We start from the raw sequence: 21468 nt of genomic DNA on the forward strand, positions 1-21468 counted from the left end.
ACACGGGATCAGAGGGCTTTGCCGCACTCCCCCCCCTCTCCCCCCCCACCCCCCCCCCCCCCCCCCCCCCCCCCCCCCCCCCCCCCCCCCCCCCCCCCCCCCGCGGCCGGTCTGCTGCGGCTCACCGCCGGGGAGGTGGTCGTGGAGGCGGACGCGCCGACCGTCCCGGCCGGTGTGGACGGGGAGCACGTGCTGCTGCCGGCGCCGGTGGTGTGCCGGATCGTGCCCGGGGCGCTGCGGGTCCGCGTCCCGCGCGACCGCGTGGGGACCCGGTGGGGCGGCGCGGCCCCGGACTGGCCGCGCGTGACCCGGCTCGCGCTGGGGCGGCGCACGGCGCCGGGCGCGGCCCGCGAGGGGGACTGACCGGAGAGGGTCCGCGCCGGCCGCGACCGCGGCGGCGGGACCGGGAAGGCGGTGGACATGTGCCGTTGGCTCGCCTACTCGGGCACCAGCACCCTGCTCGACAACCTCCTCTACCGGCCGACCCACTCGCTGATCGACCAGAGCCTGCACGCCAAGATGGGCGTCGAGACCACCAACGGCGACGGGTTCGGGATCGGCTGGTACGGGCCGCACCTGGAGAGCCCGGCGATCTACCGGGAGATCGGGCCGGCCTGGAGCAACCGCAACCTGCGGGAGATCTCCTCCCACGTCCACTCGCCGCTGTTCTTCGCCCACATCCGGGCGTCGACCGGTTCGGCGGTGCAGCAGACCAACTGCCATCCCTTCCGCCACGGCCGCTGGATGTGGATGCACAACGGCGCGATCGCCGGCTTCCCCCTCCTGCGGCGCGACCTCGCCCTGGCCGTCGCCCCGGACCTCTTCCCCGACATGGAGGGGTCCACGGACTCCGAGATGATGTTCTACCTGGCCCTCACCCTCGGCCTGGAGGAGGACCCGCCGGGGGCGGTGGCGCGGATGGCGGGACTGGTGGAGCGGACCGGCCGCGAGCACGGCGTGGAGTTCCCGCTGCAGATGACGGTCGCGGTGGCCGACGGGCGGCGGCTGTGGACGTTCCGCTATTCGAGCGAGAGGAAGTCGCGCTCGCTGTTCTACAGCACGCGGGTGGAGACGCTGCGCTCCCTCCACCCGGACCTGGGGTTCCTGCGCGAGGCCTCCGACGAGACCCGCCTCGTCGTCTCCGAGCCCCTGGGGGACCTGCCCGGCGTCTGGAACGAGGTCCCGGAGAGCAGCTACGGCGTCGTCCAGCCCGAAGGGGACCGGCTGATGCCCTTCACGCCGCTGGTGGCGTAGGGCCGGCAGGCGCACCGGCGGTCCACCGGGGCGCGCCGGACCGGAGGGCGGACCCGGCCGGCCGCCGTGGCCCCGGGCCGGTCCCGGTGGCGGTCGGTGGAGATGCGCGGGGCCGGGGCGTTGGGGACCATCGGAAGGGAGGCGGTCGCGCCGCCTGCCCGTCCCTCCCCTTCGTCCAGGGATCACCATGTCCATCAGGAACGACAGGGGGCAGCCCTGCCTTCCGGTTCGGCGGCTCCCCGCCCGACGGCCCGCTCCGGGCGGACCGCTAGCGGTCCCTGTCCCGCAGCCACCGGGGCCAGCCGAGGAACCGGCCGGGCGACGCGGCGGGCGGCACGCGCTGCTCCAGCGCTCCCGCGCGGACCGCCTCGATCGCGTCGGCGAGGTCGACGCCGGCGAACGTGATGAGGTCGGTCGCGACCATGCGCAGGCCGTGGGCCAGGTAGGACCGGTCCGAGTCGGCCGGCCCGGCGTCCGCGGCGAACCGCGTCGCGAGCTCCAGCGCGCGGTCCGCGGCCCGCTGGCGCACCTCGCGGTCGCCGAGCCCGCGGGACAGCGCGGCGACGACGTCCGCCAGGTCGCGCACCGGCTGCCGGAACCGGGCGCGGGTGCCGGGGCCGGCCGACGCGACGAGACGCGCGAGCGCGAAGCAGTTGGCGCCCAGCAGGCCGAGGTGCTCCGCGTTCTCCCTCTCCCGCACGACGACGGTCCCCCGCCACACCAGCGTCCTGCGGGCGACGCCCGTACTGGCCCGTCCGGCCCGGCGCAGCTCCGCCACGTGGTCCTGGACGTCACGGAGCTCGTCGACCGCGCGCTCGGCGAGTGCGTCGTCGTCGCGGGCGATGGCGTCGGCGGTGGTGGCGAGGCCGCCGGCGATCGCGGTGAGCGCCGCCTTCTCGGCGCGGCGCAGCAGGGCCAGGGGCTCCGGCGGGAAGAGGAGCTGGGTGAAGACCAGGGAGATGCCCGCGCCGACCAGCACGTCCACCAGGCGCTGGACGCCGTTCGACTGGTCTCCCAGCGCCACCACGAGAATGGTGCTCACGGCGGCCTGGACGACGACGACCTGCGAGCCCTTCGCGGCGCGTGCGACCACGAGGGCGACGAAGACGCCGAGGGCCATCGAGCCCGGACCGGTCCCCACGGTGAACAGCACCAGCTCGCCGACCACGAGCCCCAGGACCACGCCCAGCAGCAGCCGGACCGCGTGCAGGCCGCGTTCGCCGAGGTTCGCGGTCAGCGCGATCATCGCCGAGATGGGGGCGAAGTACGGGGCGGGGTGGTCGAGCAGGTAGCGGGCCACTCCCCAGGCCGCCGTGGCACTGGCGGTCGCCTGCAGCAGCGGCCAGCCGTCCGCCGCCACCCGGCGGGCGGCGGCCCGGAGACCGGCGGCCGCCCGGCGCGGCACCGCACGGACCCTGCGGAACCGCGGCGCGCTCATCTTCCTCATCCTGCCACCCGCTCGCCGCGCCCACCCGGTGCCGGACGGCTCCGGCGGACCGCACCCGCGCCGGAACGACCGGAAACACCGAAAGCCCCGGGAGCCCCGCAAGTCCCGGAGGCACCGGAAGGGAGGCGGGGACGGTGAGGGCGGAACAGGTCACCGAGCCGCTCGCGTACCACGCCGAGGGACCGGTCTGGTCCGACGCGTGGGGCGGCCTGCGGTGGCTGGACATGCTGGCGGGCGACGTGCTGTCGCTCGCCCCGGACCACACCGTGGCACGGCGGCACGTCGACACCGTCGTCGCCGCGGTCCGGCCCCGACGAGGAGGGGGCGCCGTGCTCGGTGTCGAACGCGGCTTCGCCCTCGAGGACCCGAACGGAACGGTGACCCTCTTGGATTCCCTGTGGAGCGACGAGCGCGTACGCATGAACGAGGGGGGCTGCGACCCCGACGGGCGGTTCTACTGCGGTTCCATGGCCTACGACGGCCGGGAGGGGGCCGGCTCCCTGCACCGCCTGGACCCGGACGGCTCGACGACGACCGTCCTCGACGCCGTGACGGTCTCCAACGGCCTCGAGTGGAGCCCCGACGGGGACCGCGCGTACTACGCCGACACCGCGACGGGCCGCGTCGACGTCTTCGACTACGACCGCGGGGGAGGGCTGAGCGGACGGCGCCCGTTCGCCGTCGTGCCGGACGGCGCCGGCGGCCCGGACGGGCTGACGGTCGACGCGGAGGGCGGCGTGTGGGTCGCCCTGTACGGCGGCGGCTCGGTGCGCCGGTACGCGCCGGACGGCACCCTCGACGAGGTCGTGGAGCTGCCGGTCACCAAGGTGACGGCGTGCACCTTCGGCGGGCCCGGGCTCGGCCGGCTGTTCATCACCACCTCGCGCGAGCACCTCGAGCCCGGCACCGAGCCCGAGGCGGGCGCGCTGTTCGCCTGCACCCCGGGGGTCGGGGGCCGGCCCGTGCGGGAGTTCGCCGGATGAGCGCCGCCGACGCCCCCGCGACCGGCCCGGACGACGGGCGGACCCAGACGCTGGTCGTCCTCGGCGCACGCGGCGACCTGACGGCACGGCTGCTCCTGCCGGGACTGGGCGACCTCGTCGCCGCCACGTCGCTGACCGGCCTCCTCCTCGTCGGCAGCGACCGGGGCGAGGGGAGCGACGAGGAGTGGCGGACGCTCGTCGCGCGGGCGTTCGCCGCGGGCGGGGCGAGCGGGCCGGCCGTCGACGCCGTCGTCCGCGACGCGCGCTACCTGGCCGCGGACGCCACCGACGAGGACGGCCTGCGCCGCCTGCTGGCGTCCCGCCGCGGCCGCCTCACGCTGTACTTCGCGCTGCCGCCGGCGGTCACCGTCGAGGCCTGCCGGGCGCTGGCCCGGGTCGGCGTGCCGGACGGGACGCGCCTGGTGCTGGAGAAGCCCTTCGGCACCGACGCGGCCGGCGCCGCCGCGCTGAACGACCTGCTGCACGGCCTCGTGCCCGAGGACCACGTGCACCGCGTCGACCACTTCCTCGGCATGTCGACGGTGCTGAACATCCTGGGCGTCCGGTTCGCCAACCGGGTGGTCGAACCGCTGCTCACCTCGGAACACGTCGAAGCGGTCGACATCGTGTTCGACGAGACGCTCGGCCTCGAGGGCCGGGCCGGCTTCTACGACACCACGGGCGCCCTGCGCGACATGATCCAGAGCCACCTGCTCCAGGTGCTGGCACTGGTGGCGATGCCCGCGCCGAGCACGCTGGACGCGCTCGACGTGCGGGACGCCAAGGCACACGTCCTGCGCGCCACCCACGTCTGGGACGACCGCCCCGAACGGTTCAGCCGGCGCGCCCGCTACACCGCCGGCACGGTCGACGGCCGCCCGCTCCCGTCGTACGCCGACGAACCGGGCATCGACCCCGCCCGGGAGACCGAGACCCTGGCCGAGGTCGTGTTCGCCGTCGACACCTGGCAGTGGGCCGGCGTGCCGTTCCGCGTCCGCTCGGGCAAGGCGATCGGCTCGCCCCGGCAGGAGGTCGCCTTCCGGTTCAGGGCCCCCCGGCACGTCCCGACCGGGCTCGTCGGCACCGTCCCCAACAACCGGCTGCGCCTCGGCATCGGCCCCCACCGCCTCCAGCTGGACCTCAACATCAACGGGCCGGGCGACCCGACCACCGTCTCCCCGGTGACGCTCGACACCAGCTTCAGCCCGGGCGAGCTGCTCGAGTACGGCGAGGTGCTGCGGGGCGTCCTGGAGGACGAGAAGCCCCTGTCGGTGCGCGACGACATGTCGGTCGAGTCCTGGCGCATCGTCGAACCGGTGCTGGACGCCTGGCGCGCCGGCCGCGTCCCCCTCGACGACTACCCGGCCGGCAGCACCGGTCCGGGGACCTGGGAGGAGCGGACGGCATGAGCGAACCGCTGGACACCCGCCCGACGAGGGAGAGCCGGTTCGTCCGGCTCACGCCGAAGGGCTCCCGGATCGTCCGCCGCTGGGCGGTGGCCATCACCATCGGCAGCTTCCTGTTCGGCTTCGACACCGGGATCATCTCCGGCGCGCTGCTGTTCATCCGCGACGAGTTCGACCTGAACTCCTTCGAACAGAGCTCGGTGGTCAGCGTCCTGCTGCTCGGCGCGGTCGCCGGCGCGCTGGTCAGCGGGAGGCTCGCGGACCGCTACGGGCGACGGCCGCTCATGGGCGGCCTCGGGGCGCTGTTCCTCCTCGGGATCGTCATCGCCGCCGTGGCCACCGGCTACTGGACGCTGCTGCTCGGCCGCATCGTCATGGGTCTCGCCGTCGGCGGGGTGTCGGCCACGGTGCCGACCTACCTCGGCGAGATGGCGCCGGCCCAGATCCGGGGCCGCGTCCTCAGCCTCAACCAACTGCTCATCACCATCGGCCTGCTCACCTCCTACCTCGTGAACTGGGCCTTCGCCGAGTCCGAGCAGTGGCGCGCGATGTTCTGGGTCGGCGGCGTCCCCTCCGCGCTCCTGGTCCTGGTGTGCCTGTGGCTGCCCGAGTCCCCGGTGTGGCAGATCAACCACGGGAAGACGGACCGGGCCCGCCGGACGCTCGACCGGGTCACCGAACCGGGCGGCGCGGACCTCGTCGTCTCGCGCTACGACGACACCGGCACCGACACCGGCCGCGACGGCGGGCAGCGCGGGGGCGGGTCCGGGAACGGGCCGGGGGGCGTGCGGGCGCTGCTGGTCCCGGCGGTCCGTCCCGCGCTCCTGGTCGCCCTGATCCTCGCCGCGCTGCAGCAGTTCTCCGGCATCAACACGATCCTCTACTACGCACCGACGATCATGGGCCAGGCCGGCCTGTCCGCCTCGAACGCGATCTACTATTCGGTCTTCATCGGCGTCGTCAACGTCATCGTCACCGTGGTCTCCCTCGGCCTCGTCGACCGGGTCGGCCGCCGGCCCCTGCTGCTCGGCTCCCTCACCGGCATGGCGGTCTCCATCGCGATGCTGGGCGTCGCGTTCGCCGTGGACCTGAGCCCGCTGCTCATGCTCGTCTTCATGATGCTGTACATCGTGGCGTTCGGGATCGGCCTGGGCCCGGTCTTCTGGGTGCTGCTCGGCGAGATCTTCCCCCCGGCCCAGCGCGCCGAGGGTTCCGGATCGGGCGCGACCGTGAACTGGCTCTCGAACTTCGTGGTGAGCCTGCTGTTCCTGCCCCTGATCTCGGCCATCGGGGAGGGGCCGACGTTCTGGATCTTCGCCGTGATCTGTGTGCTCGGTGTGGCGTTCGTCGCCACCCGGGTCCCCGAGACGCGCGGCCGGCACGTCGACGAGGTGGGGGAGGACCTCCACCGGCGGTGGAACGTGCCGACACGGTGACCTCCCGCGCGCCCGGCCCGGTCCAGACGAAAGGCCCTACTCCTCCAGGGTGACGGCGAGGAGGGCGGCGTCGTCCTGGAGCCTTCCCCCGGTGTGCCGGAAGACGGCGGCGAGGAGGGTGTCGAGCACCACGTCCGGATCGGGCGGGAAGGGCCGGGACAGCAACGGCACGGGGTCGAAGAAGACGCCGTCCGCGTCGCGGGCCTCGTCGATGCCGTCGGTGAACAGCACCAGGACGGCTCCAACGGGCAGGTCGAACCGGTCGACCGGGACGTCGTGACCGTCGCCGAGCACGTCCAGGCCCAGGGGAAGCGACGGCACGGCCGGCTCCAGCGGGCTCGCCTTGCCGTCGTGGACCAGCAGCGGCGCGGAGTGGCCCCGGTTGGCGACGCGCAGCTCGGAGCGGTCCGGGGGCAGCTCCGCGACGACGGCCGTGGCGAACGACTCGGCCTCCGCCCCGGTCGCCTGCGCGATGATCGCCTGCATCCGGATCTCCAGCTGCCGGACGACGCCCGGCAGGTCCGGCTGGTGGTCGCCGGCCTCGCGGAAGGCGCCGAGCAGGACGTTGACCGTGCGGATCGCCTCGACCCCCTTGCCGCGCACGTCCGCCAGGAGGATCCGGACGCCGTGGGGCGTGTCGTGCACCGCGAAGAGGTCCCCTCCGATGGCGGCCTCCCGGTGGGCGACCTCGTACCGGGAGGCCACGGCCAGCCGTCCCACCCGGCGCGGCGGATCCGGGAGCACCGCGCGCTGCACCGCCGCCGCCACCTCGCGGCTCGTCCTCAGCTGCCGCCGGTCGCGGGTCAGCAGCACGTTGGAGACCGCCGCGACGGCGGTGAGGAGGATCAGGCTGACGAACGGGACGAGGTCGGCGCTGGTCGGCTCCCGCTCCAGGTGCACCAGGGCGAGCCCCGCGAGGTTCGCCGCCACCCCGGTGGCGACGGTCCCGCGCAGGGAGAGCACCGGTGCGGCCGTTCCGGGGGCGGCCGCGAGCAGGGGGAACACATTGACGTTCCTCAGGGCGAACAGGTCGATGAGGAACGCGCTCCCGATCACCGCGGCGGGCAGCCAGCGGAGCCACCGGCCCGTCCGCGTCTCTTCCCTGCGGCCGTTGTGCATTCCGTGTCCCTGGGGTGATCGTCCGGCGGGGTCTTCGGGAACCGGAGCCCGGGGGCCGCCGCGGGAGCGGCGCCCGCCGTGCCCTACCGCGCGGCGGAGGACCGCTCCAGCTCGCGCAGCGCGTCCACGACGCGGTCGGTGATCTCCTCGGGAGTACCCGACACGTCCACCGTGACTCCCGCCTCGTCCGGCTCCAGCGGCTGGAGCGCGGCGAGCTGGGAGTCGAGCAGCGCCGTGGGCATGAAGTGCCCCTGACGGCGGGCCAGCCGCTCCTCGATGAGCGCGCGGTCGCCCGTGAGGTGCGCGAACACGATGCCGGGAGCCGCGGCCCGCACCCGGTCGCGGTAGGCCCTCCTCAGTGCCGAACCGCTGATCACTCCGCCGAGCCCCGCCCGTTCGCGCGCCCAGGCGCCGATGGCGTCCAGCCAGGGCCCGCGGTCCTCGTCGGTGAGCGGGTCGCCGGCCGACATCTTGGCGATGCTGCTCCGCGGGTGGAAGTCGTCGCCCTCGGCGTAGGGGACCTCGAACCGGGCCGCGAGCAGGACGCCGACGGTGGTCTTGCCGGTGCCCGTGACCCCCATGACCACCACGACCCGGGGGCTGCTCATGTGTCCTCCCCGCTCCGGCGGGCGCCGGACGCCGGGGGCACGGGAGGGGACGGAGGTGCCATGCCCCGATCGTCTCAGGGAATCGGGGTTCCGGCAGGCCCGGAGCCGCCCACCGGGTGCCCTCCGGCGGGACCGGGGCCGGCCGCTCCGGGAAGGCCCCCGGTCCCGCCGGCCGGGCCCGGGCCGGACGGGACCCGCGGCCCGTGCGCCGTGCCCGGTCCGCCCGCCCGGCGGCCGCCGCCGCGGTCCGGCCGGTCGTCCCGCCGCCCGCGAGCAGCGCCGTACGGGCGTGCGGGTCCCGCGGGCCGCGCCCGTGCGCGCACGGGCGCGCCTCCGCCACGCCGAGGCGCCGGGCCGGCGCGGACGGCGTGACGTCCCCGCACCCCGCCCCGCCGTCCGGGCCGGCACCGGCCGTGACGGGGCGGGGTGCGGTGGGAGTCCGGCGCGGGGCGCGCGGGCCCTCGGGAGGGGAGCCGGGGACCGGGAAGGCGGCGGCCCGCCCGGCGGGTGCGGACGAGCCGCCGTCTGCGGGGCACGCGCCGCTCACCTGCGGGCGGTTCGGCGTTCATCCGCCGCGTTGATCCTCCACACGCGGCGCGGTCGCGCCGCGGACGGCAGCCGCACCGAAGCGCGGCATCCAGGAGGCACTTCGCATGGGTCACGGGCACGCACACGGGCCGCACCACCACTCCCACGGACACGATCACGGGCACGGGACGGCGGGGCCCCTGCCCGCCGCCTTCGACCCCTCCGTGCCCGACGAGGCACTCGGCCCCGAGCAGAGGTCCCGCCGCGCGCTGCTGCGCCGCGCGGGCCTGCTGGGCGCGGGACTCGCGGCCGGCAGCGTGCTGCCCGCGGGCGCCGACACCCCCGCGCACGCCGCGGGCGCCGGCACCCCCGCGCACGCCGCGGGCGGCGGCCGTCGCGGCAAGGGCTTCCTGTGGCTCGCCGGCGACCACCACATCCACACCCAGTACAGCAGCGACGGCAAGTACCGCGTCGTCGACCAGGTCCGCCAGGGCGCCCGGCACGGCATGGACTGGCTGGTCATCACCGACCACGGCAGCGCCACCCACGCGAGGATCGGCGTGGAGAAGGTCAACCCGGACATCAGACGGGCCCGCGCCGCCCACCCGGACACCCTCGTCTTCCAGGGCCTGGAGTGGAACATCCCGGCCGCCGAGCACGGGACCGTCTTCGTCCACCCCGGCCGCAACGAGGTCGCCGTCCTCAAGCAGTTCGAGACCGACTACGACGGCAGCGTCAAGGGCGCCTCCGACTCCACCCCTGCCAACGAGGCGCTCGCCGTCGCCGGCCTCACCTTCCTCGCCGAGCAGGTCGGACGGCGCAGGGTCCAGGACGCCCTGATGCTCGCCAACCACCCGGCGCGGCGCGGGGTCGACTCCCCGCACGAGATCCGCGCCTGGCGCGACGCGAACGGCACCGGCCGGCAGATCGCCGTCGGCTTCGAGGGCGCCCCCGGCCACCAGGCCGCCGGTCTGCCCCGGCCGCTCGGCATGGGCCGCGCCCGCGGCATCTACGACAACAGCCCCGGCGCCAACTCCTTCCCGGGCTACCCCCTGGAGAGCTACCGCACCTGGGGCGGCTTCGACTGGATGACCGCCACCGTCGGCGGCCTGTGGGACAGCCTCCTCGCCGAGGGCCGCCCCTGGTGGATCACCGCCAACTCCGACTCCCACCAGGTCTACGCCGACACCGCGGTGCGCGGCCCCGGCGGCGACTTCGCCACCGACGGCAGGTACCCCGACCCCGTCTACGGCGGCGGGATCGACCTCACCCAGGGCGACTACTGGCCCGGCCAGTACAGCCGCACCCACGTCGGGGCCGACGGCTTCTCCTACGCCGCCGTCATGGACGGCATCCGCGCCGGCCGCGTCTGGGTCGACCACGGCCAGCTCGTCAGCGGCCTCGACGTCCGGGTGTCCGGCGGCGGACGCTGGGCCACGCTCGGCGGCGCGCTGCACGTCAAGAAGGGCACCAGGGTCACGCTGACCGCCGACGTGGCGCTCGCCGGCGGCCCCAACTGGGCCGGTTTCGTGCCCGAGCTGGCCCGCGTGGACGTCATCCGGGGCGAGGTGACCGGCCCGGCCGCCGACCGGGACACCTTCACCGCGCCCACCGCGAAGGTCGTCCGGTCCTACGACGTCGGCCAGTCCGCCGGAACCGTCCGCCTCACCTTCGACCTCGGCCGCGTCGACCGCCCGCAGTACGTCCGGCTGCGCGGCACCGACGGCAACCGGTCCGCCGTCGGCGCGATGGGCGCCGAGGTGGACCCGGCGGGCCCCGCCCTCGACGTCGTCGGCGACGCCGACCCGTGGCGCGACCTGTGGTTCTACTCCAACCCCGTGTGGGTGCTGCCCTCGTGACGCCGCACGCCGTCACCGTGGACGCGGGGGTGAGGGACCTGCGCGCGGCGGACCACCTGCTCCACGGGCTGGCCGCCGGACTCGCCCTGCCGGACGGCACGTTCGGGTGCACGCACCTCGTGCGCGGGGACCGCCCGCGCGTCGTGGTCTCGCTGTCCCTGCCCTCGCGGCCGCTCCTGGACGCCGTACGGGACCGGCTCGCGGAGGCGGGGTACGAGGCCGTCCGCCCGGGGCTGCCCGACGCGGCGGGGCGCGCGGTGCTCTACCCGGGCGCCCCGTCCCTCACCGGCACCCTGACGGTCGCGGAGCTGGTCGCCGGCTCCGCGATCGACCGGGTGGCCGTCCTCGGCGCACCCGGCCGCCCCGACCCCGGGACCCGCCTGGTGACCCGGGACCACGTGCGGCCGCAGTGGCAGCGGGACGAACTCGTCCTCGCCGCCACCCCGGCCGCGGGCGGCGCCCTGGTGCCCTTCGAGGCCCCGGACCCCACGCCCTGCTGCGCCGGCCACTGAGCGGCGGCGGGTGCCCGCGCCGGCGGGGATCCGGTGCGGGCGCCCCGGCCGTGCTCCCCGGGGCGGGAGCGGCCGGCTCAGCCGTCCAGCAGGTCCCGGACGAAGGCGTTGGCGAACACGCCCGACGGGTCCAGCGCGCGGGCCAGCCTCCGGAAGTCGTCCAGCCGGGGGTAGCGGGCGCGCAGCCGGGCCGGCGGCACGGTGAACACCTTCCCCCAGTGCGGCCGCGCCCCGAACGGCGCCAGCGCCTCCTCCACCCGGCGCACCACGGGCAGCACCGCCCCGGTGTCCTCGACCCAGGTGAAGTGGACGGCCACGCTGTCCCGGCCGGAGGCGGGGCTGAGCCACTGGTCGTCGGCGGCGACGGTGCGCACCTCGCAGGTCTGCAGGACGGGGGCGACCGTCTCCCGGATCCCGTCCAGCGCGTGCAGCGCGTCGACGGCGCGGTCCCGCGGCAGCAGGTACTCCGACTGCAGCTCCGCCCCGCTGCTCGGGGTGAACTCCGCCCGGAAGTGCGGCAGCCGCTCGTGCCACGGCCCGGGCACGCCGAACTGCTCGGTGCAGTTCACGGCGGGCATGCCCGGCACCGGGTGCATCTTCGCGGTGGCGGGCGCCGCCCACGGGAACGGCCGGAGCGGCCGGTCGGTGCGGTGCTTGAGCCACACCTGGCGGAAGCCGGGGGAACGCCAGTCGGTGAACAGGCTCACGCTGTACGCCGCCGCCGTCACCGCCCCGAACGTCTCCGCGTCGAGCACGTCGAGCGGCAGCTCGGTGAAGACGCGCTGCTCGACCTCGTAGGCCGGCTCCAGGTCCAGGGTGAGCGCGGTGACCACCCCGAGCGCGCCCAGCGCGGTGACCGCCCCGCCGAACCGGGCCCGGTCCTCCCGGCCGACGCGCACCGCCGAGCCGTCCGCCGTGACCAGCTCCACCTCGCGCACGGCCGAGGAGAGCGGACCGTTGCCGACCCCGGAGCCGTGCGTGCCGGTCGCCACCGACCCGGCGACCGAGATGTGCGGCAGCGACGCCATGTTCGCCAGCGCCAGCCCGTGCGCGTGCACCCGCCGGGCCAGCTCCGCGTACCGCACCCCGCCGCCGACCCGCACCGTCCGGGCCGTCGTGTCCACGTCGATCCGCGGGGGCAGCGCGTCGAGTGACAGCAGCACGCCGTCCTCGCCGGGGTCGGCGATCCGGTTGAAGGAGTGCCCGCTGCCCAGGACCCGCACCCGGGGGCTCCCGGCGACCAGCGCGCGCAGTTCGTCCGGGGTGCGCGGGCGGCGCACCTCCCTGGCGGTGTAGGTGATGTTGCCCGCCCAGTTGGTCACGGTCTCGGTCATCGGTCGTCCTCCCCGGGAGCGGGACCGGAAAACGGGCCCCGCCGGAACCTATCCCGCGCCCCCGCCCCCGTGAACAGCCGGTCCGGCCGCCGGCCGGGGGCGCCCTCCCCGCCGGCGCGCGGGAGTGGCGCGCGCCACGTGGGGGGACCCGGCACGCCGGACGTCCGGGCGGGGGCATACCGTGAGGAGTCGTACGTCCGAGCCGGGAGGAGACACTAGATGGGCAGCCGTACCGCGCTGGTCGAGGATCTGATGGAGCGGTTCCCGCACGTACCGCGGGAGGCCGTCTTCAAGGAGGACCTGCTCCGGGGCGGCGTGGCCTTCGACCCGTCCGCCCTCAGCGACAACGAGGACGGCGAGGTCAAGCCGAAGTCGTACTTCATCTTCTCCTTCGACCACGGCACCCTGCCCGAGCTGGGCGAAGCCGCGCTGAGGCGCCCGCCGGAGGAGATCATCCTCACCGGCGGCCCCTACGACCTGCGCCGCACCGTCGTCTCGGTCCGGGTGAACCCCTCCTCGCCGTACCGCGTCGCCGCGAACGAGGACGGCGTGCTCGGCCTCTACCTCGACGGCAGGCGCATCGCCGACGTCGGGGTGCCGCCGATGCCGGAGTACTACCGGCACACCCTCTCCAACGGGAAGTCGGTCATGGAGGTGGCGCCCACCATCCAGTGGGGCTACCTGATCTACCTGACCGTGTTCCGGGTCTGCCAGTACTTCGGCGCCAAGGAGGAGTGCCAGTACTGCGACATCAACCACAACTGGCGCCAGCACAAGGCGGCCGGCCGGCCCTACACCGGGGTGAAGGACGTCGAGGAGGTCCTCGAGGCCCTGGAGATCATCGACCGCTACGACACGGCGAAGGCCTCCACCGCCTACACCCTCACCGGCGGCGCCATCACCAAGACCGTCTCCGGTCGCGACGAGGCCGACTTCTACGGCCACTACGCCAAGGCCATCGAGGAGCGCTTCCCCGGCCGCTGGATCGGCAAGGTCGTCGCCCAGGCGCTGCCCAAGGAGGACGTGCAGCGCTTCAAGGACTACGGCGTGCAGATCTACCACCCCAACTACGAGGTGTGGGACGAGTACCTGTTCAAGATGTACTGCCCCGGCAAGGAGCGCTACGTCGGCCGCGACGAGTGGCACCGGCGCATCCTCGACTCCGCCGACGTCTTCGGCGCGCGCAACGTGATCCCCAACTTCGTGGCGGGCGTGGAGATGGCCGAGCCCTTCGGCTTCAAGACGGTCGACGAGGCCATCGCGTCCACCACCGAGGGCCTGCGCTTCTTCATGTCGCACGGCATCACGCCCCGGTTCACCACCTGGTGCCCGGAGCCGACCACCCCGCTCGGCAAGGCCAACCCGCAGGGCGCCCCGCTGGAGTACCACATCCGGCTCCTGGAGGCCTACCGCGCCACCATGGACGACTTCGGCCTGTCCTCGCCCCCCGGCTACGGCCCGCCCGGACCCGGCCGCGCGGTGTTCTCCGTCAGCTCCTTCATGGACAGCCTCCCGGCGCAGGAGCCGGCCGAGGTGTGAGGACGGGAGCGGAAGGACGGGCGCGCGGGCGCCCGTGAGGACCGCGCGGGAGCACGGGAAGGCCGGGGCCAGGACGCCCCGGCCTTCCCCGCGTGTGGTCCGGCGAGGGACGCGGACCACCGCGTCATACCGGGCGAAGACGGCGCTTGTCAGGTGCGCCGGGAACGTGAAAGGCTCGTCCCCTGCCGCGAGGTTTCCCCAACTCCACCATTGGTATGGCGAGTTGCCTCGTTCGTGATGCAGGAGACCCATGCCCGACCTGCCGAGCCCCCAGGACGCCACCGAGGCGGTGCTGTTCTCCGAGTGCTGGGACGCGGTGCTCTCCTACGCCGACCTGTGCACGTCCGGGTCCGCCGCCGCCGCACAGCTGGCCCGCGAGGCGTTCGCCCGGGGCATACGGGAGATCCGCGCCGCCGAGGCGGGCACCGTCCGCGGCACCGGCCGCCGCTCCTCCCGGCTGCCCCGGATACCCCTGCTGCTGACCGCCGTTCGCGGCACGGCGGCGGCCTGGGAGGAGGCGGGGCAGGGGCACCGGCTCGATCCCGACCTGCGGCTGTGGCTCCACTCCGACCGGGCCGCCCGCTACACGGGCCCGCCCCTGGAACGCCCGGTCGCCCTGCGCGGACTGCGCGACCTGCAGCAGACGGACGCCGAACTGCTGTGGCTGGCCGAGGTGGAGGCCCTGCCGCTGCCCCTGGTGGCCCGCCGGCTCGGTATCGCCCCCGACACCGCGGCCGAGGAACTCGCCCAGGTGAGGGGGGTGTTCCGGGACCGCTGCCGGCGCAACCACCTCGACTCCCCGATGGCCGCCGAGTGCCGCGGCTACGCCCGGCTGCTCGACGCCGTCACCCGCTCGCCCGCCTCCGACACCCCCGGGGTCTCCGGTGACCTTTCCCGGCACCTCGCCACCTGCGCGCCGTGCGCCGAGGCCGCGGCCTGCCTGCGGCTGCACGAGGGGGGACTGCCCGGAGCGCTGGCCGGCGGGGTGATCGGCTGGGGCGGCCTCGCCTACCTGGAGCGCCGCCGCCGGGCCGCCGAGGTGCGGCTCGGGACCGGACACCGGGACGGCACCGAACCGGAGCACGGCGACCCGGAGCACGGTGACCCGGCGGACGGCACGGCCGGGGCACGCCTCGCCCGCAACGGCCTGCTGGCGGCCGCCGTCCTGGTCTCCGCGCTCGCGCTCGCGGTCTCGCTGATGCCGTTCGGGGGCACGGACGCCGAGAGCGCCGCGGACCCCGGCACCGACCGGCGGCCGGCGACCGGCCCCGGCCCGTCCCTGCCCCCCGCCCCGGCCGCGGCGCCCACCCCCTCCGCCCCCGAACCCCAGGGCACCTCCACGTCCGCCCCCTCCGGCTCCCCGGAGCCGCCCGCGCGGCGCACACCGGACCGGGACGAGCCCGCCCCCGAACCCCAGGGCACCTCCACGTCCACCGCCACCGCCGCGCCCGGGACCGCCGGCCCCGGCGAGCCGCCCCCCTGCCGGGTCGCCTACGACCTGGCCGACCAGTGGTCCGACGGCTTCCAGGCCACCGTCACCGTCACCACCCACCACCCCCTCGACTCCTGGCGGGTCGGCTTCTCCTTCCGGGACGGCCAGCGGATCCGCCAGATCTGGGACGCCACCGTGCGGCAGGACGGCCCCCGCGTCACCGTCACCGCCGCCGACTACAACAGGAAGGTCCCCGCCGGCGGGAAGGTCGCCTTCGGCTTCCTCGGCTCCTGGCGCGGCGCCAACTCCCCGCCGTCCGACTTCACCCTCGACGGCCGCCCCTGCGCGAAGGCGTGACGCGGAGCGCCGCGCGGCCGTGCCCTCCGGACCGGGCGCCCGGCGCTTCACGACAGGGACCGCCCGCCGGCCGGTCGTCGGAATCGAGCTCCGTCACCGTCTGCGGCCCGGCTCGGGGGCAACGCCCTCCGAGGTCTCCCGGCCGACCGGGACCGGTCGGCCGGGAGAGGCAGCCTCGTCAGAGGGCATGGACCCCCCCCGGGACACCGGCCACTCGATCACGATCTCCGTCCGGCCCGTCGCTCCGCACCGTGTCCCGGGACACCGACAACGCCGGTGGTCGACGAACGAATGCCACGGGACCACGCGCGGGGTGCGTTCACCTTTTCGGCCGAGCCGGCTCGAGCGACCGGGTACGTCACCCATGACCAGCAGTCATGGGACAACGTTCGGCCACCTCCCCCGAAGTCCGCGCCGTGGGAAACACCGGTGCCGACGAATCAGCGGCGGACGGCTCGCTCGACGGCGTCCGCCGCTGTGGGAGGTAAACCTCGAGCCTGCGCGACTGCGTCTCGTCCAGGTCCTGCGAAAGGAGCGGGCTGAGCACCGCTTCGGCGTTCCGCTCCGCGAACGTCTCGGCAGTGCCGTCGGTGAAGTGCTCCAGCCACTCGAACGACCAGTGCATCACCCGGCGTTTCTCGGCCGCCGAGAGTTCCTGCAGGGGGAGAAGGGACCTGAGGAGGAAGAGGGACCGCCATTCGGGCATGTTGCGTTCCAGCCACAGGAACGACCAGGAAATCGCCTTCGTGCGCTGTGCCAGAGTGACGTCCGTACGCGTCAGGCGAGGCTCCAGCACGAAAGTGACGTCGAACGCGGTGGGGTCTGCCGACACCCGGGTGGCCACCAGCGATTCGACCTCAGCGGCCTGGTCGGCCGGCAAGTCCGAACGCTCGGCGAGAACGCCCAGCATCCGCCAGGCCCTGACCGTCTTCTGCTGGGAGATCCACCGCAGTCCGAAGCCGGCCAGCTTCCTGATCTGGGCCTCGCTCAGATCCGCCGGTTCGAACAGCGACCGCACCGTGCGGTGCACGTTCGGTGCGTGCTTGTGGTTCTCCAGCCAGGCGACAGCCGTGCCCATCACTTCGTCGAGGTCGGCAGCTCCGACCCGGCGGTGCCCGGCGAACATGATCAGGACGCGTTGTGCCACACGGCTGGTCCCGTGCTTCCGCAGCCAGTCCTTCGTCCGCGTGGCAACCCACTCCCACTCGGCGTCCGTCAGATCGTCCCGGGCCAGCAAGGGTCTGAGGACGTTGCCCGCCTCCGGCTTCGAGCCGTGACCGGCCAACCAGGCGTGGGCGAAGGCCACGGTGTCCCGCACCCGCGCATCCACGAGGCCGACGCGCTTCAGCAGTTTCTCCAGGACGAAACCCGCCTCGCGCTCCGTTCCACAGTGCCGAAGCCAGCCGAGGGCCAGAAGGGCGGCGTCGTCGAGCAGTGCTGCGTCCAGAGCGGGGTGAGAGAGAAGGAGCTCGATCACATGGAAGGCGGACAGCTGTTTCTCGTACTTCAGAAGCCACCGCAGGCTGCAGGCAGCCACCACGCCGAGCTGCTCGTCCGTTACCTCGGGTGCCTTCAGCAGTGCCTGGATCACATAGGTGGCGGTGACCTCTGCCCAGTGCCTCTCCAGCCAGATCAGGGCCGAGCCGATGGCTCTCCCGGTGAGTTCCGCCGCCGACTCGGACTGCCGCAGCATGGGATGCTCCAGCACGGCGGTCAACGCGGGGAAGGCTCCCGCCCGCACGGCGTTCTCCTCGAGCCACCCCACCCCGGCCAGGAGCTCCGCTCGCCTCTCCTCGCCGGCACGCGTCGTGCTTCCCAGGAGTCCTTTCCGGATTTCCTGGGCCTCCGTCCGGGTGGGGATGTCCTGCCGCTCCCAGTCATCGGCGAACGCGGTGGTCCGCATGCGCTGCTCGGGCGAGAGGTCGGCCCGCCTGAGCAGTTCCGGCACAAGGGCGTGGGTCCCCGGCCCCGGGCAGTACCGCGCGAGCCACGTCAGGCCCTCTTCCACGGCGGCTGAGGCTTCCTCCGCCGTGAGGTCGTCGCGTGCGAGGAGCGTGCCGAGCAGGTAGCCCGCACTTCTCTCTTCCCGATGCTGCTCCAGCCATTCCCGCGTGCAGTGGACGGCGGACCGCAACCGTTCGGGCGGGAGGTCGGCGCGGAGCAGAAGCGGCCTCAGGACGCGGTCCGCGAAGTCGACGAGGCCGTGCACGCGCAGCCAGGACATCGTCGAGGCCATGGCCTGTCCCGCTTCCTCGTCGGTGAGGTCGGGCCGGGCCAGGAGGGCGGGCAGGACGAAGCTGGCGTCCTTGACGTCCTTGTGCTTCGACAGCCATGCGTTGGCGAAGGCGGCGGCCCGCCGGACTTCGTAGGCGGGAACGTCCTCCCGCTCGAGCAGGTGCTGCAGTACGAAGCCGGCTGTCTCCTCGTGCCCGTGGATCTCCAGCCAGGACGTCGCCTGTCCTATGGCCGACCGGGCCGCCTCGTAAGTGAGGTCGCGCCGGGGCAGCATCTTGGAAAGGAGGAAGCTGGCCCCCTGCTCGGGCGCGTGACCGTCAAGCCACCGGACCCCGAATCCGAAGACGAGGTCCCGCTCCTCGGTGGCGAGGTCGTAGCGCTCGAGCAGCCGGCGGATCAGGAAGTCGGCGTCGCTCTTCGCCGCGTGGATGCTCAGCCATTGACCTGCGAACCCGATCACCGTCTCCCGTTCCTCGGGCGTCAGGTCGTAGCGCTCGAGCAGTCGGCCGATCAGGAAGTCGGCTTTTGTCTCCGTGGCATACGACTCCAGCCATGCGACGGCGTGGGCGAGCGCTTGCCGAATCTGTGGTCTTCCTGCTCTCCGTACGCCCAGCACCGAGTGCAGTACCCGGCTGGCGCGCCGCGTGTCCCCGTGGTGCTCCAGCCACTCGAGCGCCAGCGTGGCGGCGTAGGGGCCCTCCTCGCGTGGCAAACGGGGATGTTCCAGCAGAGCCAACAGGACCCTTGACGAGTTTTCGAGGGTGATGTGGTCGCTCACCCATGCGTGCGCCGCCGCGATCGCGCCGTGCAGTTCGGCGTCGGTCAGGTCTTCCCGGCCCAGGAGGGAGTGGAGGACCGCTCCGGTCTGCCGCGCGGCCGTCGACCGCTCGCACCACCGCAGGGCGGCCAGGACGGCCCTGCGGGTCTGCCGGACGTTGAGGTCTTCACGGGCGACGAGGCCACTCAGGACGTAATGGGCTTCCGGGGACTCCCCGTGGAGGTTCAGCCAGCCGATCGCGTTTTCCAGGGACGGCTTGAGATCGGCCTCGAGTTCCTTACGGCCGAGGAGCGGGCCCAGGACGTACCTGGCTTCCTGCCGCGCACCGTGCAGCTCGAGCCAGCGCAGTGCGTCCGGGACGAGCAGGGCGGCGCTTTCGGCGGGCAGGCGCGACAGGCCGCTGTGCAGCAAGTGCCGGGCATCGACCTGGTCACCGTACTCCTCGAGCCAGGGACCGGCGATGTCGCGCCAGTTCCGCACGGCCGCCTCGGACCAAGGCGGCCCGGTGACGAGCGCCCCGAGGGCGTAGCCGCCCGCGTCCGCGTCGTGCCGCATGACGTCGCCGATCACCGCGGAGTTGTCCGAGAACCACCGGTCGAGGAGATCCGACACCGCCTCCCCGGACTGCGGCGGCAGGTCGTTCATCAACCGGGAGAGGCTCGTCGCGTAGCGTCCGAGCGTTCGGGGTGCGGTGAGAGAACCGCCCAGCAAGGACAGGGTCCGCCGCCGGTCCGGGCTCCGTGACCCGGCAGGGAGGACAACCGATTCGACGAGCTGGTCACAGACGATGTCGTGGGCGGTGGCCAGCATGTCCGCTGAGCCTTCGCGCTGCAGCCAGCCCATGTCGAGCAGGGTCGCCACCACCTCCTCCGCGTTCGGAGTGTCCTCGGAGGGCCGGGGCAGCGCCGCCTGGGCGGCCGCGACCACGTCGTCGTACCCCTGCGGACAGGCTGCCGCCGCGGCCGCGGCGGCCACCAGCAGCTCGGACGCCGAGGCCTGGCGGAACGCGGTCGCCTCGTGACGGCCCCCCTGGCTCAGAAGGACCGTGAGGCCGTCCTCCTCCAGTCGGCTCCTGAGCCAGGAGGACAGCTCACCACTGGCCCGTAGACCGGAGAGGTCCCGCAGACCGCCGCCGACGAACCGGCGCTCCACCTCGCGGGCGACCAGGAGCGCGATGATGGGCCGGTGGCCGCAGATCTCCCACATCCGGTCCATGCCCAACCGCTCGATCGCGGTGGGTGCCAGCCTGGCCAGCGCTCGCTGTGCGACGAGCCGCTGGAACTCCTCGTCCTGCCGCAGCTCGATCTCGTCGAAGAGCTCGTACAGGTGCAGACCGGTCGACTGGCGCAGCCACCCGGGGCGCGCCGTGGCCAGGAAGGCGACCCTGATTCCCCTGCGCTGTGCCTCCGGCAGGAGCTGGTGCCGGAGAACGGCCAGGTCGAGCGGGGGATCCTCTTCGAAGTAGTGGTTGAGGTAGTCCATCATCACCAGGGCCGGGGAATCCTCGGCCATGACCTGGTGGATGAGCGCCGTGGTGACGGGTTCCTTCCCGCCGGGGCGTAAGTGCAACACGCGCCAGCCCTCGTCCAGCGCCACTTGGCCCACCTCGAGGACCGTGCGGGTCTTGCCGGTACCGGCCGCGCCGATCAGCAGTACGCCGCGGTCGTCGGACTCACGCAGGCGGCGGAAAAGCCGAGACCGCTCGGTCGCGTGGTCCTGCCCGGGTGACACGTAGGGAAGGCACTCGGGGACGAGGTTCCGTCTGAACCCGCCGAGCCCTTCGATGAAGTGTTCCTGGGGGACCACCGAGGTCGGCGTGTAGCCGGCGGACGGCTGCTGCCGACCGGCGGCACCGGCCGCAGTGGCGGCCTTCGGCTTCTCGCGGGTGTACGCCCGATTGCGTGCGAGTGGGATCCGGAAGCCTTCCCCGCTGCAGGCGATACGCGGTTCGGGTACCGCGATCCCGCCCTCGACCCGTCCGGCCAGGCGGTCTCTGACGACCCGCAGGATGTCGCCGGTCAGGAGGTGGCTCTGCTCCTCGCCCCGGCGGCCCTGGCTGTCCAGCGGTCCTGTGATGCCCTGCTTGAGCACGTCCACCAGCGCGAGGGTGAACACGCTGCCGTCGGGGAGGCACAACGACTTCTCGGTCCCGGCGGCCGAAGCGAGAACGCAGGCGCCTTCGATGGCGAACGTCGCCTTCTCCTCGGCGGGGTCCGTCCCCATCCGTACGGCGAGCCCGCTGTGACAGCAGTCGATGATGACGACTTTGCGCTGGGCCGGGGACTCCTCGACGGCCTCCCTGATCTTGCTGTACGCAACCGAGTAGAAGTCTCTCCTGTGGCTGAACCGCTTCTCGGTGAGCAGCAGGTCCTGGCCGTCCTTGGCATAGTGGCCGTGCCCGGCGTAGTAGACGAGGAGGAGGTCGGTGGCCTCTTCGGCAGCGGTGTACACCGCATCGAGGAACTCGCTCTGCGTGCTGTCAGCGGTGAGGACGTTGCAGTCCTCCCGGCTGAGCGCGTGCATCTCCGGGTCGGCGAGCTGGTCAAGCAGTGCGGGGACGTTCTTGGCGACGCCTTCGAGCTTGGGGAGCTCCTGGTAGTCATGGACAGCGAAGAACACCGCTCGGGACGACAAGGCTGCC

At 73.9% G+C, this 21468-nt stretch carries 14 protein-coding genes; 9 read left to right on the forward strand and 5 right to left on the reverse strand.

The window, feature by feature from the left end:
* Nucleotides 1–141 precede the first annotated feature (141 nt).
* A complete protein-coding gene (locus tag ACZ56B_RS00195) occupies nt 142–363 on the forward strand; it encodes a hypothetical protein (protein WP_468784692.1) in 222 nt (73 codons plus the stop codon).
* Nucleotides 364–420: 57 nt separating this feature from the next.
* On the forward strand, nt 421–1254 hold the full coding sequence (locus tag ACZ56B_RS00200; protein WP_468784693.1) for a class II glutamine amidotransferase: 834 nt from the start codon (nt 421–423) through the stop codon (nt 1252–1254).
* Nucleotides 1255–1522: 268 nt separating this feature from the next.
* On the opposite strand, the gene ACZ56B_RS00205 is transcribed toward ACZ56B_RS00200, so the two are convergent.
* Nucleotides 1523–2692, reverse strand: coding sequence for an FUSC family protein (locus tag ACZ56B_RS00205; protein ID WP_468784694.1), 1170 nt, complete (start codon nt 2690–2692; stop codon nt 1523–1525).
* A 143-nt stretch (nt 2693–2835) separates the two neighbouring features.
* Here ACZ56B_RS00205 and ACZ56B_RS00210 point away from each other — a divergent pair, with 143 nt between their 5' ends.
* Genes ACZ56B_RS00210 through ACZ56B_RS00220 form a run of 3 tightly spaced genes read left to right on the forward strand, consistent with a single transcriptional unit; the run spans nt 2836 to nt 6526 of the window.
* The gene (locus ACZ56B_RS00210; RefSeq protein WP_468784695.1) at nt 2836–3684 is read left to right on the forward strand and encodes an SMP-30/gluconolactonase/LRE family protein; all 849 of its coding nucleotides are present in this window, start codon (nt 2836–2838) and stop codon (nt 3682–3684) included.
* A complete protein-coding gene (locus ACZ56B_RS00215; protein ID WP_468784696.1) occupies nt 3681–5093 on the forward strand; it encodes a glucose-6-phosphate dehydrogenase in 1413 nt (470 codons plus the stop codon). Before ACZ56B_RS00210 ends, ACZ56B_RS00215 begins: the two co-directional genes overlap by 4 nt.
* Entirely contained in the window at nt 5090–6526 is a 1437-nt protein-coding gene (locus tag ACZ56B_RS00220; RefSeq protein WP_468784697.1) for a sugar porter family MFS transporter, read from the forward strand. Before ACZ56B_RS00215 ends, ACZ56B_RS00220 begins: the two co-directional genes overlap by 4 nt.
* 36 nt (nt 6527–6562) lie before the next feature.
* Here the strand turns inward: ACZ56B_RS00220 and ACZ56B_RS00225 are convergent, their stop codons facing one another.
* A complete protein-coding gene (locus ACZ56B_RS00225; protein WP_468784698.1) occupies nt 6563–7645 on the reverse strand; it encodes a PP2C family protein-serine/threonine phosphatase in 1083 nt (360 codons plus the stop codon).
* 83 nt (nt 7646–7728) lie between these two features.
* A complete protein-coding gene (locus ACZ56B_RS00230; protein WP_468784699.1) occupies nt 7729–8253 on the reverse strand; it encodes a gluconokinase in 525 nt (174 codons plus the stop codon).
* Between the two features lie 653 nt (nt 8254–8906).
* Between ACZ56B_RS00230 and ACZ56B_RS00235 the strand changes: the two genes are divergently transcribed.
* Entirely contained in the window at nt 8907–10640 is a 1734-nt protein-coding gene (locus ACZ56B_RS00235; RefSeq protein ID WP_468784700.1) for a PHP domain-containing protein, read from the forward strand.
* The gene (locus ACZ56B_RS00240) at nt 10622–11152 is read left to right on the forward strand and encodes a hypothetical protein (RefSeq protein ID WP_468784701.1); all 531 of its coding nucleotides are present in this window, start codon (nt 10622–10624) and stop codon (nt 11150–11152) included. Before ACZ56B_RS00235 ends, ACZ56B_RS00240 begins: the two co-directional genes overlap by 19 nt.
* A 77-nt stretch (nt 11153–11229) precedes the next feature.
* On the opposite strand, the gene ACZ56B_RS00245 is transcribed toward ACZ56B_RS00240, so the two are convergent.
* Nucleotides 11230–12486: a D-arabinono-1,4-lactone oxidase gene (locus ACZ56B_RS00245; RefSeq protein WP_468784702.1), complete on the reverse strand. Its 1257-nt coding sequence runs from the start codon at nt 12484–12486 to the stop codon at nt 11230–11232.
* Nucleotides 12487–12705: 219 nt separating this feature from the next.
* On the opposite strand from ACZ56B_RS00245, the gene ACZ56B_RS00250 reads away from it, so the two are divergent.
* Together ACZ56B_RS00250 and ACZ56B_RS00255 are read left to right on the forward strand one after the other, a co-directional pair.
* A complete protein-coding gene (locus ACZ56B_RS00250; protein ID WP_468784703.1) occupies nt 12706–14025 on the forward strand; it encodes a radical SAM protein in 1320 nt (439 codons plus the stop codon).
* Between the two features lie 250 nt (nt 14026–14275).
* Nucleotides 14276–15814: a cellulose binding domain-containing protein gene (locus ACZ56B_RS00255; protein ID WP_468784704.1), complete on the forward strand. Its 1539-nt coding sequence runs from the start codon at nt 14276–14278 to the stop codon at nt 15812–15814.
* 358 nt (nt 15815–16172) lie between these two features.
* Here ACZ56B_RS00255 and ACZ56B_RS00260 read toward each other — a convergent pair whose 3' ends face one another.
* The gene (locus ACZ56B_RS00260) at nt 16173–21461 is read right to left on the reverse strand and encodes a caspase, EACC1-associated type (protein ID WP_468784705.1); all 5289 of its coding nucleotides are present in this window, start codon (nt 21459–21461) and stop codon (nt 16173–16175) included.
* Nucleotides 21462–21468: the final 7 nt, after the last annotated feature.

Source organism: Streptomyces sp. NPDC034670 (assembly GCF_055574875.1).

What these genes read in the sequence shown, in the direction of transcription:
- ACZ56B_RS00225 (WP_468784698.1), bottom strand. Translation starts at nt 7,645, where the DNA reads ATGCACAACGGCCGCAGGGAAGAGACGCGGACGGGCCGGTGGCTCCGC.
- ACZ56B_RS00250 (WP_468784703.1), top strand. Translation starts at nt 12,706, where the DNA reads ATGGGCAGCCGTACCGCGCTGGTCGAGGATCTGATGGAGCGGTTCCCG.
- ACZ56B_RS00235 (WP_468784700.1), top strand. Translation starts at nt 8,907, where the DNA reads ATGGGTCACGGGCACGCACACGGGCCGCACCACCACTCCCACGGACAC.
- ACZ56B_RS00245 (WP_468784702.1), bottom strand. Translation starts at nt 12,486, where the DNA reads ATGACCGAGACCGTGACCAACTGGGCGGGCAACATCACCTACACCGCC.
- ACZ56B_RS00230 (WP_468784699.1), bottom strand. Translation starts at nt 8,253, where the DNA reads ATGAGCAGCCCCCGGGTCGTGGTGGTCATGGGGGTCACGGGCACCGGC.
- ACZ56B_RS00255 (WP_468784704.1), top strand. Translation starts at nt 14,276, where the DNA reads ATGCCCGACCTGCCGAGCCCCCAGGACGCCACCGAGGCGGTGCTGTTC.
- ACZ56B_RS00220 (WP_468784697.1), top strand. Translation starts at nt 5,090, where the DNA reads ATGAGCGAACCGCTGGACACCCGCCCGACGAGGGAGAGCCGGTTCGTC.
- ACZ56B_RS00205 (WP_468784694.1), bottom strand. Translation starts at nt 2,692, where the DNA reads ATGAGCGCGCCGCGGTTCCGCAGGGTCCGTGCGGTGCCGCGCCGGGCG.
- ACZ56B_RS00215 (WP_468784696.1), top strand. Translation starts at nt 3,681, where the DNA reads ATGAGCGCCGCCGACGCCCCCGCGACCGGCCCGGACGACGGGCGGACC.
- ACZ56B_RS00200 (WP_468784693.1), top strand. Translation starts at nt 421, where the DNA reads ATGTGCCGTTGGCTCGCCTACTCGGGCACCAGCACCCTGCTCGACAAC.